The sequence below is a fragment of the Candidatus Leptofilum sp. genome (assembly GCF_965223285.1).
Lineage (GTDB): Bacteria > Chloroflexota > Anaerolineae > Promineifilales > Promineifilaceae > Leptofilum.
Genome location: NZ_OZ244997.1, coordinates 3,541,891 through 3,554,634 on the forward strand (window position 1 = coordinate 3,541,891; position 12,744 = coordinate 3,554,634).

Annotated in this window: 14 protein-coding genes; 10 read left to right on the forward strand and 4 right to left on the reverse strand. The window is 52.3% G+C overall.

The genetic code is table 11. The annotated features are described in order from the left end of the window. Nucleotides 1–64: 64 nt before the first annotated feature. Nucleotides 65–478: a hypothetical protein gene (locus ACOQPU_RS16010; RefSeq protein WP_420640837.1), complete on the reverse strand. Its 414-nt coding sequence runs from the start codon at nucleotides 476–478 to the stop codon at nucleotides 65–67. Between the two features lie 360 nt (nucleotides 479–838). Here ACOQPU_RS16010 and ACOQPU_RS16015 point away from each other — a divergent pair, with 360 nt between their 5' ends. The 10 genes from ACOQPU_RS16015 to ACOQPU_RS16060 all read left to right on the forward strand — a co-directional run bounded on the left by ACOQPU_RS16015 (nucleotide 839) and on the right by ACOQPU_RS16060 (nucleotide 11,214). After that, nucleotides 839–1,900, forward strand: a complete 1,062-nt coding sequence (locus ACOQPU_RS16015) for a rod shape-determining protein (RefSeq protein WP_420628971.1) — start codon at nucleotides 839–841, stop codon at nucleotides 1,898–1,900. A gap of 97 nt (nucleotides 1,901–1,997) precedes the next feature. Further along, the gene (mreC, locus tag ACOQPU_RS16020; RefSeq protein WP_420640838.1) at nucleotides 1,998–2,858 is read left to right on the forward strand and encodes a rod shape-determining protein MreC; all 861 of its coding nucleotides are present in this window, start codon (nucleotides 1,998–2,000) and stop codon (nucleotides 2,856–2,858) included. A gap of 4 nt (nucleotides 2,859–2,862) precedes the next feature. Then, nucleotides 2,863–3,363 carry a rod shape-determining protein MreD gene (gene mreD / locus ACOQPU_RS16025; protein WP_420640839.1) on the forward strand — a complete coding sequence of 167 codons (501 nt, stop codon included), beginning with the start codon at nucleotides 2,863–2,865 and terminating at the stop codon, nucleotides 3,361–3,363. Between the two features lie 83 nt (nucleotides 3,364–3,446). Continuing rightward, entirely contained in the window at nucleotides 3,447–5,864 is a 2,418-nt protein-coding gene (locus ACOQPU_RS16030; RefSeq protein ID WP_420640840.1) for a penicillin-binding transpeptidase domain-containing protein, read from the forward strand. A gap of 86 nt (nucleotides 5,865–5,950) precedes the next feature. After that, entirely contained in the window at nucleotides 5,951–6,637 is a 687-nt protein-coding gene (locus ACOQPU_RS16035; RefSeq protein WP_420640841.1) for an MSMEG_4193 family putative phosphomutase, read from the forward strand. Nucleotides 6,638–6,645: 8 nt separating this feature from the next. Further along, entirely contained in the window at nucleotides 6,646–7,152 is a 507-nt protein-coding gene (locus ACOQPU_RS16040) for a DUF3090 family protein (protein ID WP_420640842.1), read from the forward strand. A 25-nt stretch (nucleotides 7,153–7,177) separates the two neighbouring features. After that, a complete protein-coding gene (locus ACOQPU_RS16045; RefSeq protein ID WP_420640843.1) occupies nucleotides 7,178–7,966 on the forward strand; it encodes an SCO1664 family protein in 789 nt (262 codons plus the stop codon). Nucleotides 7,967–7,997: 31 nt separating this feature from the next. Further along, on the forward strand, nucleotides 7,998–9,215 hold the full coding sequence (locus ACOQPU_RS16050) for a response regulator (RefSeq protein ID WP_420640844.1): 1,218 nt from the start codon (nucleotides 7,998–8,000) through the stop codon (nucleotides 9,213–9,215). Nucleotides 9,216–9,220: 5 nt separating this feature from the next. Further along, nucleotides 9,221–9,979, forward strand: coding sequence for an SIR2 family NAD-dependent protein deacylase (locus tag ACOQPU_RS16055; RefSeq protein ID WP_420640845.1), 759 nt, complete (start codon nucleotides 9,221–9,223; stop codon nucleotides 9,977–9,979). A gap of 8 nt (nucleotides 9,980–9,987) precedes the next feature. Continuing rightward, nucleotides 9,988–11,214, forward strand: a complete 1,227-nt coding sequence (locus ACOQPU_RS16060; protein ID WP_420640846.1) for a sensor histidine kinase — start codon at nucleotides 9,988–9,990, stop codon at nucleotides 11,212–11,214. Nucleotides 11,215–11,224: 10 nt separating this feature from the next. Here ACOQPU_RS16060 and ACOQPU_RS16065 read toward each other — a convergent pair whose 3' ends face one another. Genes ACOQPU_RS16065 through ACOQPU_RS16075 form a run of 3 tightly spaced genes read right to left on the reverse strand, consistent with a single transcriptional unit; the run spans nucleotide 11,225 to nucleotide 12,630 of the window. Then, nucleotides 11,225–11,653, reverse strand: coding sequence for a hypothetical protein (locus tag ACOQPU_RS16065; RefSeq protein WP_420640847.1), 429 nt, complete (start codon nucleotides 11,651–11,653; stop codon nucleotides 11,225–11,227). Further along, nucleotides 11,640–11,966 (reverse strand): hypothetical protein, encoded by a 327-nt coding sequence (locus ACOQPU_RS16070; RefSeq protein WP_420640848.1) that lies wholly within the window; start codon nucleotides 11,964–11,966, stop codon nucleotides 11,640–11,642. Before ACOQPU_RS16070 ends, ACOQPU_RS16065 begins: the two co-directional genes overlap by 14 nt. Nucleotides 11,967–11,976: 10 nt before the next feature. After that, nucleotides 11,977–12,630: a DNA alkylation repair protein gene (locus ACOQPU_RS16075; protein WP_420640849.1), complete on the reverse strand. Its 654-nt coding sequence runs from the start codon at nucleotides 12,628–12,630 to the stop codon at nucleotides 11,977–11,979. Nucleotides 12,631–12,744: the final 114 nt, after the last annotated feature.

Below are 12,744 nucleotides of genomic sequence, written 5' to 3' on the forward strand. Positions count from 1 at the left end.
TTGGTGGCTGGTGGCTGGTGGTTAGTTGCTGACTCATTTACTAGCCACCAACCACCACAACTATCTAAAATTCATCATCTGGCAGTGTGGGCTGGTCCATGTTGATGACCTCGCCATGAAAGTTGATGGTGATGCGGAAACCCATCATACCCATCATGTGGCGGGCCTGGGCGGGGATGCCCTGGGCAATAATTTGGTCCATGTCGATGTTATCGAGTTGGGCATCAAGGGCCGCTTTGGTAAATAGATCGTCTTTACCCATCATGCGCAGGGCTTGCTCGACGGCAATATCTTTGTTGGCTTCTAACTGCTCTAAAAAGATGCTCAGCACCTGCCGGTCGACCTGGTCGGCGTCGATGTGGCGCTTAAACCCGGCGTCGTCGATGACGTAGAACATCTCTTGCCCAACAACGGCCGTTTCTACCAAATTCCCTGCTTCGTCATAAATTAATTCTTGAAATAATGCCTTATTTGCCATGCTTTAAACCTCTTGGGATGATTAGTGAGTCCTGTTGTTAATACGCAGTCGTTAAGCATTTCTCTCAACGTTTTCACGTAAACGGCCGTTTGGCTCATCCCATTCTAAGCAATTATACAATTTTTGGTGGCAAGCGTAGGGTAATTTGTGGGCAAAATTGGTGATGTGTTAGCGGTCGAGTATAATTTCATGCTGGTTCACATCAGAATTAATGCAAAATGCCACAGGCTTGTGCTGAGCGAAGTCGAAGTAGGAAAAAGAGAAAAATAGAGAATTAAAGACTAATCTCAAAAATCTCTGTGACCTCTGTGGCTAATTTTTTCATGTGTGGGCACACGGAAGGGAGAAAAGTAGGGAACATTGTTTAGACCGCTCGACTGGCTCTTGGGCCTGTTTTCACTCGACATTGGCATCGACCTAGGGACGGCCAACACCCTAGTCTACATCCGCGATCGCGGCATCGTCATCAACGAGCCATCCTGGGTGGCTATCAACCGACGCACCCGCCAGCCTCTGGCTATTGGGGCAGAGGCGCGCGAGATGGTGGGACGCACCCCCGCCGATATTGTCGCCATACGGCCGCTCCGCGACGGCGTTATCTCCGAATTTGAAATTACCGAAGCGATGCTCAAATATTTCATCGACAAGGCGCATGAGCAGATGATTGTGCCTTTCCCACGTCCGCGCGTTGTTGTGGGAATCCCTAGCGGTGTGACAGAAGTGGAAAAGCGGGCCGTGTACGACGCCGCTATCTCTGCTGGCGCGCGTGAAGCCCACCTCATCGAAGAGCCAACGGCCGCTGCCATCGGTGCGGGCCTACCCGTAAACGAAACGCGCGGAAGCATGATTGTAGACATCGGCGGCGGCACCACCGAAGTGGCCGTCTTTGCCATGGGCGGCATTGTGGTTAGCCGGTCCATCCGCGTGGCGGGGGATGAAATGGATGAGGACATCATCCAGTACGCCCGCAACAAATACAACCTCCTCATCGGTGACCGCATGGCCGAGCGGGTGAAAATCGGCATTGGCTCTGCCTTTCCGCTGCCGGAAGAACGCACCATGACGCTGCGCGGCCGTAATCTCATCAACGGCTTGCCGCAGGCAGTGGAAATTAGCAGCATTGAGCTGCGCGAAGCCATGTCACCCTCCATCAACATCATTGTAGACACCGTGCGCGACTGCCTGGACGACACCCCGCCGGAACTGGTGGCCGACCTGATGGAAGTAGGCATTTGCTTGGCGGGCGGTGGTGCCCAAATTCGTGGCTTGGCAGACCGGCTGGAAGATATGGTGAAGATGCGCGTCTGGGTGGCCGAAGACGCTATGACCTGCGTCGCACGTGGTGCCGGGCGTGTATTGGAAAACATTGACCTTTGGCGGCGGTCGCTAACCGGGCTGCACCGAGGCAGTACGCATCACTAGCCAGTAATGTCGCTGCGCGACCGCTTCGCGTACAGCAAATCGGTATTCAGTGAGTCCAACTGATTACTGACCCACTGAATACCGTACACTGAACAGTATGAATTTAAACGACGCCCAACGCAGGATTCGCTGGACAACCATTGCAATTCTGGTGGGTGCCTCAATTTTACTCAGCGTTTTAGACAGCAGCGGCAACTTAGATTTGCTGTTTGGGTTTATACAAGACCCATTAACGGCCGTTGCTAGCTGGACCTCTCGCCAAACCGACACCGTTGCCGATGCTCTCTCTGGCCCCCGCGATTTAGATGAAGCCCGTACCGAAATTGAAGAACTACAAGCGCAGCTTGAAGCGTTGGAACGTGAAAATGAGGAACTGCGCGAAATTCAGGGGGAATGGCAAATTTTGCAAGATTTGTTCAACCGGGCTCGGCAAACCCCCGAACTGCGCCGCCAAACGGCTAACGTCATTGGCTACGACACTAGCCCCGCCGTACGCAGCATCATCATCGACAAAGGCTCTGAAGATGGGCTTGAGGTGGGGATGCCTGTAGAAAGCTCTCGCGGCATGGTGGGGCGCATTTTTCGCACCACGCAAAACTCAGCCCAGGTGGTGCTCATTACCGATAATGCCAGTGCCATTCCTGTGCGGCTGGGTACCTCACGGGCTACAGGCAGCCTGCGCGGGCGCGGTGCCACTGGCGATCTGTTCGTTGAATGGATCGATCTCAAGTTTCAGCTAGAGGTAGGTGAAGTGGTTTTGACTTCTGGTTTGGGTGGGGATTTCCCGCAAGACTTGGTGATTGGTCGGGTAGTGCAAATTGATCGGAATGAGTCAGACCTGTTCCAGCAAGCCATCGTACAGCCTGCTACCGATTTTGATACATTAGAAATTGTTTTCATCATTACAGATTTTAATCCCGTAGACACTTCTATCTTTGACAGCCCCACGGAGAATTAGCTAGATGCCTGTCTCGATTTATCTGGCCATTCCGTTAATGATTGTGTTGGGCTTGGTGGAAACGGCCGTCCTGCCCCACTTTCCTCTTTTTGGTAGCACCCCCCAATTGTCATTTTTGGTTGCTTTAAGCTGGGGCTTGCTCTTTGGCATTGAAGAAGGGGCCGTCTGGGCGTTTTTTGCAGGCATCTTCACCGATCTGTTTTCAATCACGCCGATGGGTGTCTCATCGTTGGCGTTTATGATGGGAATTACGGCCGTCCTCTGGTTAAAATATGCCTTGCCTACCAGCCGTATTTTGCTGCCGCTTCTTTTTGCAGCCCTAGCCACCATCATCACGTTTCTGGTCGGTCTTACCCTGCTGCGACTGTTTGGCACCGTGACTAACTTCCAGAGCATTGCCGTCCTGCCCACGACGATCCTTATCAATATCTTAACGATTTTGCCCATTTACTGGCTACTCTATATGATCAATCGCATCATGCGGCCACGCCGTGTGCAGATGTAATCAATGAAGACCTTTCAGGTTTGTTCGAGTAATGTAAGCAAATGATAAAACCTGACAGGTCTTGAAGATTTGAGGTATACCCCATGTCCCGGATGGGTTGGGAACGTGTAGAAGATGTTGAAGAACTGGAAAAGGAAGACTTTGGCCTGCGTGGGCGGCTGTTTTTCTTTCGGGTGATCGTAGTCGCCATTTTGGGGCTACTCCTTTACCGAGTTTACTGGATTCAACAAAACTCAGGCAACCAGCTAGAAGCGTTGGCGCAAGAAAACCAGTTCGCCATTTTGCGTAATGACGCCCCTCGCGGCGTTATTTTTGATCGAGATGGCGATCCCTTGGCAGTTAACATTCCCAGCTTTAACGTCACCATCACTCCCACATTTTTACCCGATGACCCCAATGAGCTACAGGCCATTTACGAGCGGCTATCGTTGCTAACAGGCGTTCCGGTTACCAATACGGTGGCCCAGCGGCAGCTTGTGGAAGCTGCCAACCCTGAACTGGTAGAAACCTACAGTCGCCTCGCCGAAATCTATGGTGTTGCTGGTGAGGTGACGCTGGCACAGACCGGGGTTGTGCCCCAGTTGCCAGACAGCATTGCCGAAATTGTGCGCATTAACAGTCCGCTGCAATATATTCCGGCCGTTATCACTTCTGGCATTCCGATTACCCAGGCGTACAACATTGAGCAAGAAAGCATCTTCTTGCCCGGTGTGCGCGTGTTGCCAGAGCCATTGCGCTTTTACCCCACGGCCGAATACACTGCGCCCATCATCGGCTTCATGGGGCCGCTGCCTAATGAAAACTGGCTCAATCTGGGGCTAGGCTATCAGCGGGATGATCGGGTTGGCTGGGCTGGGCTGGAATCTTCAATGGAAATTGAAATGGCAGGCACCAAGGGTGAACGCCAAATTGAAGTGGATTGGACAGGACGAGAACTAAGGCAAATTGGTACGGCCGTAGACCCCACACCCGGCCTCAACCTCCACCTAACATTGGACATCGACCTGCAAATCATTGCCACAGAAATCTTGCGCCAAGCTATGGAAGTGCGCGAAGCCACCCCCTCCCGCGATCCAATCACGGGGCAAGAAGAAGATGTTGAAGTGCGGCAAGGGGCCATCGTGGCTATGAATCCGCAAACGGGCGAGGTTTTGGCAATGGTCAGCCTGCCCAGCTTCGACAATAATCGCTTTCAAACCGAAGTCCCCGTTGATTATTATTTGGGTCAGGCACGCAACGAATACCAGCCGTTCGTGAACCACGCTGTGAGCAGCATCTACCCACCCGGCTCCACATTCAAGCTCGTACCCGGTTCCGCAGCGTTGCAAGAAGGTCTGGTAACAACCTCCCGGCTCTTAACCGCACCGGGGGAGATTACCATTCCTAACCGGTTTGCCCCCAATGATCCGGGTCGCTCACAAACATTTTTCTGCTGGCTGCGCTCCGGGCATGGTGTGATGAATGCCATCACCGGGATGGCAAACTCTTGCGATATTTATTATTACAAAATCAGCGGTGGTTTCGACCAGGACGGCGAGTTTGTAGAGGGTTTGGGCATTGATCGGCTGTCGCGGTATGCTGCCCAGTATGGCTTTGGCCGGGTGCAGGGCATTGAACTGCCGCTGGAAGCAGCAGGCGACTTGCCACCAGATCGCGGCTGGAAGGCACGGATTTACGGGGAGCCGTGGTCAACTGGGGACGATTACAACATGGGTATTGGGCAGGGCTTCCTCACCTCTTCGCCGATGCAGGTGGCGCAGATGGCGGCTGTCATTGCCAATGGCGGGTTTTTGTATCGCCCCACTATCATCCACCATATGACGGATTCTGACGGAAATATTGTCTTTGTGGATGACAATAGCCAGATTGTGGCGCGGGCGCGTTTAGGTGGGGACGGCCGTACGATTCTCACCGATGCCGACGGCAACCCGCTGGACGATCCCTCGTTTAACGTCCGCTTTGATGCCAACGGCGAATACATTTACCAGCCAGAAGTGTTAAACGCGGTGGATGTCGACCGCGAAAATATTGAAGTCATTGCCGAAGGAATGCAGTTGGTAAATGTTTTTGTGGATGAAGATGAATTTTACACGGGGGCTACGTACGTAGATTGGCTAGACCCGTTTGGCATTAGTACCGCTGGCAAAACCGGTACGGCCGAATTTTGTGACAACATCGCCATCGAGAAAGGCTGGTGCAGCTTTGACGACATCTTAAACCGCCGGATTTTGCCGACACATTCCTGGTATGTAGGGTATGCCCCCTTCGACGAGCCAGAAATTGTGGTGGCTGCATTTTTATACCACGGCGGCGAAGGGTCGCGGTGGGCTGCGCCCGTGGCCTGCAACGTGATGGCTGCCTATTTTGGTATTGCCCAATACGCTCAATTTTCCGGGGATGCTGAGGTTGAATTTGCGGAAGGCGATACCCGCGCCTGCAACTCTTTGAGTTTCAATCCCGTTTTGCCGCCAGACCTATTGGATCAAGTCCAACGCAACTAATCGCATTCGGGAAGCTCCCATCTCGTTTTTACATAACAACGCGAATATCTGTTTCGTCAGCTTATTAGATGTGCTATTATTCACCTATGACAACGATAATTCTTGTGCGACATGGCGAAAATGATTGGGTAAAGAAGCATCGGTTGGCAGGCTGGATTGAAGGAGTTCACCTGAACGAGAACGGCCGTCAGCAAGCCACTGCCGCAGCAGAACGGTTGTCAGACTTACCCATCAAGGCTTTGTACAGCAGCCCCGTGTTGCGCTGCCGCGAAACGGCCGAATTTATTGCCACCAGCCAAAACCTCCCCCTCAACATCCTGGAAGATGTGGGCGAAGTGCGTTACGGCAGATGGGAAGGCAAAAAGGTCAAGAAACTGGCAAAAAAGAAAGCGTGGTTCACAGTTCAGTTTTTCCCCAGCCGCATGAAGTTCCCCGGTGGGGAAGCATTACGCGAAGTACAGGCACGTGGCGTCAACGCGCTAGAAGCCCTGGCAGAAAAGCATGACGACAAAGACATTATTTGCGTGGTATCCCACGCTGACCTGATTAAGCTGGTGCTGGCCCACTATCTGGGCGTGCATATTGATCTGTTCCAACGCATCATCATTTCGCCCGCCTCTGTGAGCGTGCTGCATTTGTCGCCTAATGGCGTGGTGCGCGTCGGCCGCATTAACGATGATGGGCCACTCAAGCCGCCACCTAAACCAGCAGAGAAAAAGAAAAATGAAGAAACGGATGACGCAGACGTTTCATCAGAGAATTCAAACAGTTAGAGAACCTTATGGCTAGCCACATTGAACTAAACCCGGCGACACAAATTACGGTAGGCACCGTCGGCCCCCCGGGGCAGCGGACCTTTTACCTACAGGGAAGTCGCGGGTCGCAAACCATTTCACTTACAATAGAGAAAGAACAAGCACGCATGTTGGCCGAAAGCTTCGACGCACTCATTGAAGATTTGGCTCAAAAATACCCAATAGCGGAAGAAGCCCCTGTTTGGACCGATATGCGGCTGCGGGAGCCAGTAGAAGCCCTGTTTCGCGTGGGCAACATTGGCATTGGGTACAACGAAGAAAGCAACCAGGTGGTGCTGGTAGCCTACGAACTCGTCGGTGAAGAAGAGGCGCCCAATGTCGTAAGCTACTGGATTTCCCGCGTGCAGGTTCAAGCCCTGGTCAAACACGCCTACGATGTTGTAAAGGCGGGGCGTCCTATTTGTGGCAACTGCGGCAAGCCCATTGATGCGAGTGGGCATTTTTGCCCGAACCGAAATGGACATGCCTATTAATTTTGTGGCAAGCACATACCTGTAAATGGCACAACAATCGCTTAACACAACGGACTGGCTACACCTGTTACAGGTTGGCACGTTATCTGTCAAAGGGGTGCTTCCCTGGAGTTCAAATTACTCATTTTTGGTAGATGTGTGCCCGAACACGGCCGTTTGGGAAGCATTGCCCCATTTGCCCCAAAACAGTCTGGGCGAGGTACGGGCCGTGTACAAACCACGCCGGGGTGAACGGCCGTTGTGGGACTTTACTCAGGGGACCTTGTGCCAACGAGAACGCGCCGCCTTTTTGATAAGCCACGCCCTCGGCTGGGACCTCGTTCCCCCCACGGTGCTACGCGAGGGAGAACACGGCACTGGCTCTGTGCAGCTTTTTGTTACACACGATCCAGAAGCACATTACTTTACTTTTGAAGGCGAGCCCGAATTTAGAGAGCCGCTGCAAAAAACCGTGTTGCTAGATACGATCATCAATAATGCCGATCGAAAGGCAGGGCATGTACTAATAGAAGAACAAGAAAATCATGACCGCCTGTGGCTCATTGATCATGGCATTTGTTTCCACGCGGAGTACAAGCTGAGAACGGTCATTTGGGAATTTGCTGGCGAGCCAGTACCGCCGAATTTAATAACTGATCTAGAAGCATTAAGTGATAAAATTGGCAGCAATGAGGCTGGGGTACGCTCCGAATTAACCCGCCTGTTGACTCAAAGAGAAGTGGATGCCTTGCAAAAACGCATCCGTCGTGTCATAAATCAAGCGGCATTTATATCACCAGGGCCTGGGCGACATTATCCCTGGCCTCCAGTTTAGATTTTAGGGCAGTTTGTGTCGGGAAAAATCTATGACATCACCGATAGCCTACAAAATATTAGTTATAGACGATCATCCAGAAACGCTGAGTATTATTCAGCGCGTCTTACAACAGCAAGGGTACAACGTGCTTGGGGCGCGATCTGGCTTTCGGGGACTGTCTTTAGCAGAGTCAGAAAATCCGGATATGGTGCTAGTGGATGGCATGATGCCAGAAATGGATGGCTGGGAAGTATGCCGCCGCCTGCGGGCTATGCCGAAGCTGACCGATATGCCAATCATCATGTTTACGGCCGTTGACGAAGCAGAACAAAAGCTGGCCGGATTTGATGCCGGGGCGGACGACTATCTGACAAAACCAACGGAACCCGCTGAACTTTTGGAGCGTGTCAAGATGATGTTGGAGGATCGCTCCCCCAAAGCAGCCGCCGAAACCCGCCTGCACAAACCGCTTCCCGAAGCCAACAAGCGCATCGGCGACACCAGCGCACCACTGACCCGCACCGTAACATTTTCGTCGGCAGGGTCGGTAACGGCCGTATTAGGTGCACGTGGGGGGGCAGGGGCAACCACGTTGGCCATCAACTTGGCCAGCAGCCTGGCCAGCAGTGGTCAAGCCACCACCCTACTCGATCTAGACCTGATTCAGGGGCACGTTGCCCTTTACCTGAGCCAAAAGCATCAAAACGGCCTGAACAACGTACTCAACCAGCCAGAAAGCCAGTGGAGTCAACTGGTAAAATTAGAAACCGTCAACTACGCCGATAACTTTGATCTGCTGCTCACGCACACACAGCTTGCCGAACCGCCACTGCCGCTACAGCCAGAACAAACCCTAAACCTGTTGCAACCACTCATCCAGCCAAACCACCAACTGATTATTGATTGTGGCCATCAGTTAACGGCCGTTGTGGAATCTGTGTTGGCGCAGGCAAACCAAATTCTTGTGTGCCTGCGGCCAGAGCGCGTAGCCTTGGCCAACGCCCGCCAACTGCTAGAGCATCTACACGAAATTGCCCCGGAAGAGACGGCCGTCCGCGCCATCATTTTCGACTTTAGCGGCCAGATGGCCATACCTCACCAGGCATTAGAGAAGTTCCTCAACCATCCACTAACGGCCATTTTGCCCATGCCCCCTGCAGAAATGAACCAGGCAGTGAACAAAAGCATTCCGCTGGTGCAGCTCAATCCACACGCCAAAGCGGCCATCCTCATCCGGCAAATTGCCCAAAAGCTGGTCCAACCGTAAATGCCATGAGCCTCACGCCAACAGTCGCCCGCGCCATTGAGCTTTTGCGGCAAGCAAAAACGGTGGTCGCCCTCACCGGAGCGGGCATTAGTACGCCCTCCGGCATTCCCGATTATCGCAGTCCAGATTCCGGGCTATGGGAGCAGGGCGACATGATGGAAATGGCCTCCATCTATGCCTTTCGGCATAAGCCAGAAGCGTTTTATAAGTGGATACGGCCGTTAGCCACTAAAATCTTCAATGCGCAACCCAACCCGGCCCACAAAGCACTGGCCAGCTTAGAAGCCAACGGCCGTTTGCAAGCTATCATCACCCAAAATATTGATATGCTGCACACCCGCGCTGGTAGTCAAACCGTTTACGAAGTCCACGGCAGCCTGCGTCGCGCCACCTGCCTAACCTGCCACACAGAGGTTGATGGCCCACCTTTGCTAAAAGCCCATGCCGAAACAGGCCAACTGCCGCACTGCCCCACTTGTGCTCACATCCTGAAGCCAAACGTGATATTATTTGGAGAATTACTACCCATGTTGACAATGCATCTGGCTCAGCAAGCAGCCAAACAGTGCGACGTGATGCTAGTGGCCGGATCATCATTGGAAGTGGCCCCCGCTGGCGATTTGCCGTTGCTTGCCAAACGAGCCGGTGCCCGCTTAATCATCGTCAATTTTGGGCCAACACACGTGGATCGTGAAGCCGATCTGCTTTTTCGGGAAGATGTTGCCGAACTGCTGCCTCAATTGGCAGCCCCTTTTAGGAAGTGAGCATCACCATGACGGAACAACTGCATACAACTGCCAACACGCGCAGTGCCATTTCGCCAGAACATTTGGCTCGGCTGCTGCAAATTAGCCAGCGTCTCAGCTCCACGCTGCGGCTAGATGACCTGCTGTCGCTGGTGATGGACGTCGCCACCGAGCTAACCCACACCGAAACCGCCTCCATTTTGCTCGTCGATCGCTCAACCGGGCATCTGCATTTTGCCGCCTCTACGCGGGGCGAGGTGCCGCGAGACATTGTGGTGCCGCTGGATAGCAGCATTGCCGGTTGGGTGGTGAGACACGGCCGTTCCCTCATATTAGACGACGTGCAAACAGACGAACGGTTTTACGCCAATGTGGACGAAGATTTGGAATTTGTGACCCGCTCCATGCTGGCCGTGCCGCTGGTTACCAGCCAGGGAGCCATTGGTGCCCTGGAAGTAATCAACAAGGAAGACGACAAAGATTACACCGGGCAGGATGTGGCGTTAATGGAGGCGTTGGCCTCGCAATCGGCTGTGGCCATCGTGAACGCCCATCTCTTTAGCCAATCTGACCTCATTGCCGAAATTATGCATGAGCTAAAGACCCCGCTCATGGCCATCTCGGCCGCTAGCGAACTGCTCACGCGGCCAGAAATCCCCCAGGAAAAGCACGGCGAGCTGTTGGGGATGATTAAGAAAGAGTCAAATCGCCTCTCTAAAATGACCAAAGATTTTTTGGACTTCTCACGGCTGGAATCCGGCCGGATGCGGCTGGCGCGGGAAGCGGTGGCGATAGCCCAAATCATTGAAGAGGTTGTGAGCATTTCGCAGGCGCAGGCGGCAGCACGGGGCATTGAGATTAGCCTGAATTTGGCACCTGATTTGCCCACTAGCGAGGGGACAACGGCCGTTATCGGCGACGCCGATCGGCTAAAGCAGGTGCTGCTCAATTTGGTCAGCAATGCAGTTAAGTATAATGTGGCAAACGGCCGTATCGCCATTAGTGCCACCTGCCAGGAGAACGAGGTGCAAATTGCTGTGGCCGACACCGGGCCAGGCATTGAGGCAGAGGATATTGAGCATCTGTTTGAGCGGTTTTACCGCATTCCGGGCAGCGAAAGCGCAGAGGGAAGCGGCCTGGGGCTTTCAGTGGCGCAAAAAATTGTGGAGGAGCACAACGGCCGCATCACCGTCGCCAGCACCGTGGGGGAAGGGACGGCCTTTACGATTTATTTGCCGGTAACGGCCGTTTAACAAACACAAATCACCCAGCCACAACTGCCGCAACCAAAAACAGAGCGATGAACACAAAAATCATGATGCCTAATGTCATCGAGTAATTTTTCGGTTCTACTTCTCCATTACGATCCATTTTCTTGATGAGCGGAAACAGTCGCCAATAAAAAGTTACCGTTGCTGCGGCCAAAGCCACCAAGCTTATCCGCTGCAAATTTGGTTCCCCAAAAATTATTATCGCTGCCAGCAGCAAGATAAAGATCAGTTTCGATCCCGCTACCCAGTAGACGAGGTATTTCACAAAATCATGAATCTCTGGATATTGCTTTGATTTTTCCCAGGCAGTGAACACGCCAACAGCATTTGCTTTTTTTGAGCCAGGGACAAAATAAAGCGTGGCGACATTCGACAGTTCCAGCAAAAGAAACGCTGTGATTACGATTTCAATGAGTGTCATTTTGCTCACCCTTTCTAACCCCAAAAGCCGCAAAGCTAAGATAAAACAGCCCAATGATGACAAAAAGGCCGCCAGGCGCACCGCCACAGGTCAGCCGAAGCATCAACATCTGTTGTTCCGGTGAGTCCGGCAAAGGCTGTCCGGTTTGCTGCACCAACAAAACTTCCCAAATCAGATAAATCTGCCCCACAAGGAAGCCCCAGAAAACGAACTTACCCTCTTTGCCATCCTTATTTTTGCGCGCATTCCACCAAGATATCAGAAGATAAACCTGAATTAAAAGGACAATAATTGTAGGGGCAAAATAAATCATGGTTTTTGGGTTACCGTTTCTTGTTGAGTTTCTCTACCTCGATGCTGATAAACTCTGGCAGATAGTCGGGTGTACAATTTCGAGGAACCGGATCGCCCTTGTACAAACCATGATGTTCGCCTATGGCGATCTTCCGTTCGCGGAATTGAGGATCGTGAACACCAATCCACCCACCAGTGAAATTCATCGCCCATTGCACCTCAGGCACCTCGTCGGAGAGCCGCTCCTCAATGGCATCCACAAGGTCTAAAGTGTTTTCTGGCTGCTTCTGGCCAGTCCACCTCAGACGAGCCTGGTAATACCAGAACATACGGCGGAGATCGGGAAGGTCATGATGCTCCCAGGTTTGCATGAGTGTAACCAGCCTTTTGTTTTTCATTAGCTGATTGGCCATGAGCCACTCGGTTATTCGATTGCGTTCTTCTGGCTCGTGAACCTGTAGATCAATCATCATGGATTCGATGACTTCCTGATTTAGCTCCTTTTTATCCAAAATCAAAACGGCAAGGAGACGCGGGAAATATTCTTCTGAGGCCCAAAGCTCCAGCGCAAGGGCGTGATCCCTTTTGATTTCCCTGGCGATTTTTTTGATGTCGCCGAATTTGATATTTTGGTCGTTGAGGCGGGAAATAAGTTCTTGTGAAGATACTTTTACATCTGACATAACTACCTCCTATGGCGTGAATTACTTACTGATTAGGACTTACGCATTCCGCATAAGTTTGAATTAAAAGGGCAATAATTGTTGGGACAAAATAAATCATATCTTTGTTCAGCA

Excerpts from the sequence above, each read along its gene's own strand:
- ACOQPU_RS16010 (WP_420640837.1), bottom strand. The coding sequence starts at position 478 with ATGGCAAATAAGGCATTATTTCAAGAATTAATTTATGACGAAGCAGGG.
- mreC (WP_420640838.1), top strand. The coding sequence starts at position 1,998 with ATGAATTTAAACGACGCCCAACGCAGGATTCGCTGGACAACCATTGCA.
- mreD (WP_420640839.1), top strand. The coding sequence starts at position 2,863 with ATGCCTGTCTCGATTTATCTGGCCATTCCGTTAATGATTGTGTTGGGC.
- ACOQPU_RS16030 (WP_420640840.1), top strand. The coding sequence starts at position 3,447 with ATGTCCCGGATGGGTTGGGAACGTGTAGAAGATGTTGAAGAACTGGAA.
- ACOQPU_RS16035 (WP_420640841.1), top strand. The coding sequence starts at position 5,951 with ATGACAACGATAATTCTTGTGCGACATGGCGAAAATGATTGGGTAAAG.
- ACOQPU_RS16040 (WP_420640842.1), top strand. The coding sequence starts at position 6,646 with ATGGCTAGCCACATTGAACTAAACCCGGCGACACAAATTACGGTAGGC.
- ACOQPU_RS16045 (WP_420640843.1), top strand. The coding sequence starts at position 7,178 with ATGGCACAACAATCGCTTAACACAACGGACTGGCTACACCTGTTACAG.
- ACOQPU_RS16050 (WP_420640844.1), top strand. The coding sequence starts at position 7,998 with ATGACATCACCGATAGCCTACAAAATATTAGTTATAGACGATCATCCA.
- ACOQPU_RS16055 (WP_420640845.1), top strand. The coding sequence starts at position 9,221 with ATGAGCCTCACGCCAACAGTCGCCCGCGCCATTGAGCTTTTGCGGCAA.
- ACOQPU_RS16060 (WP_420640846.1), top strand. The coding sequence starts at position 9,988 with ATGACGGAACAACTGCATACAACTGCCAACACGCGCAGTGCCATTTCG.
- ACOQPU_RS16065 (WP_420640847.1), bottom strand. The coding sequence starts at position 11,653 with ATGACACTCATTGAAATCGTAATCACAGCGTTTCTTTTGCTGGAACTG.
- ACOQPU_RS16070 (WP_420640848.1), bottom strand. The coding sequence starts at position 11,966 with ATGATTTATTTTGCCCCTACAATTATTGTCCTTTTAATTCAGGTTTAT.
- ACOQPU_RS16075 (WP_420640849.1), bottom strand. The coding sequence starts at position 12,630 with ATGTCAGATGTAAAAGTATCTTCACAAGAACTTATTTCCCGCCTCAAC.